Here is a 1,946-nt window from a genome sequence, read left to right on the forward strand (position 1 = left end):
CAGGACCGCCTCAAGAAGAATCCCTGGAACATCCTACTGATTTTCAAGAGCTTTTCGGACCGTCTTCCGGCTGTCAACCTGTCATATACATGGCAACATCCGGGCCGGGTCGATGTTCAGAAGCTCAAAGGCGCGGTTTTGCAGCTGCGTCGGCACCGCCAGCAGCGGCAGGGCCAGCTCCGGATTGCCCGGCAGGCTCACCTCGTTCAGCGTCAGCGTGGCCAGATCCTCCATGAGCGTGCGAAAGCTGTGCACCGGCAGCCCGTCAGCAGTCAGCTTGCTGTCTGCCCTGGATTTCGCACTCGCCGATACCCTGGCCGGTGCCACCGGTGAAGCCCGCTCTTCCCGGGCACCTTCCTTCTCATCATCCTGGAAGAGCAGCGGCGCCAGTCGCCGCCGCATATGCCACTCCACGTAGAGCGCCAGCATGCACAGGAACACATGCGCCCTTACATGGGTCGCGGTATAGACATGGATGGGACGGATCGCGAGGTCCGACTTGGCCATGCGGAATGCCCGCTCCACCGTGGATAAACGCTTGTACGCCTCCACCGCCGCTTCCGCTCCGATGGCACCAGCACCCAGGCTGGTGCGCACCACCCAGATACCGTCAAGGCGCGCCTCTGCATTGATCCTCTCTTCACTCCGGGCCCAGACCATCTCCCCATCGGTGACGGTGATGTCGAAATGCCTCTCCACATTCTTCCGGTTTGCCTTCCTGCCGATCGCCTTCCAGGTGCGGGCGCGCGCCGCCGCACCTGGCTTGCCGCGACCATGGGCGGCGGCAATGCCGGAAAGCACCTCCTCGGTGGCCACAAGGAGTTCCTCCCGCTTGCGGGCCCGCTCGGCCCGCAATCTCGGATTGAGACAGACCATCAGCCGCTCTCTGGAGAAGTCCGGGGAGGCAATCTCGGCCACCGCATCCGGAACCAGCGCCTCGAGCACCAGCACCGGCGGGGCACCCCTGGCCAGCTTGCGGATGTCCTGGCTCTTGAGCGCCGAGATCCAGTCCAGCCCGGCAGGCGCCAGATCCTCCCGGATCCGCGCCGTGGTGATCATCCCCCGGTCACCGGCCAGCGCCACCTTCTCGATGCCGAAGCGGGCCTGGATCTTCTGCACCTGCGATACCACCGTCTGTGGATCGGCGGTATTGCCCGAGAAGACCTCGATGGCCACCGGGCAGCCATCTTCTGCACAGAGGAGGCCGTAAGTGATCTGCCTCTTGCCGCGCTTGCCATCGCGGCTATGGCCGAATTCGGCCAGCGGGCATTGCCTTCCCTCCATGTACGAGGATGAGACATCGTAGAGGATGAGCGTCCCGCCCGAGAGATGCCGCCGGGCCAGGGAGCCCTCGATCCATGGCTGGCGGGACGAGAGCCAGTCCAGCATCTCCAGCATCTCGTTGCCGCTGACCTCGCCGAGATCGAGCAGGGGGCCGAGGGAACTGGTGGCAGTATCCGGTGAGAGCTGCCTGGCCGTGGCCAGCTTGGAGGATGGCGCGAGGATCCTGGCGGCAATGGCGGCCAGCGCCAGGTCCCGCATGCGGGAGCGGCTGCGATGCAGCATGCGCTCGAGGCCGAGATGACGGGCGGTGCCCAACACAGCTGCCACCGCCCCATGTGGCAGCGCACGGCGGATCGAGACCGCATCATCGATGGCGGAATACACCACCCCGCCCTTGAGCCAGGCCCGAACCGCATCGACCAGGCCCGGCGGTGCCTTCGACAAATTGACCAGCGTTCTGCGGCGGATCCGCTTCCCCTCGCGCCAGGCTTCCCGCAACAGGATGGCCGGCGGCGATGAACGGTTGGGTATGACGTCGACGCTGAGGGCCATATCGACCATCCCTACATGGCAACAACACTATCCACTTACATACAGTATATAAACAACACAGTCAACATCAAATGTGGATATACATGGCAACATATATCCAGGACAGATTC

Annotated in this window: 1 protein-coding gene; it reads right to left on the bottom strand. The window is 63.8% G+C overall.

The window, feature by feature from the left end; genetic code table 11:
* Positions 1–81 precede the first annotated feature (81 nt).
* Entirely contained in the window at positions 82–1,845 is a 1,764-nt protein-coding gene (locus ACOOGG_RS00900) for an IS1634 family transposase (protein WP_420431332.1), read from the bottom strand.
* Positions 1,846–1,946: the final 101 nt, after the last annotated feature.

Source organism: Candidatus Poriferisocius sp., assembly GCF_965214065.1.
Taxonomy (GTDB): Bacteria; Actinomycetota; Acidimicrobiia; order Acidimicrobiales; family Bin134; genus Poriferisocius.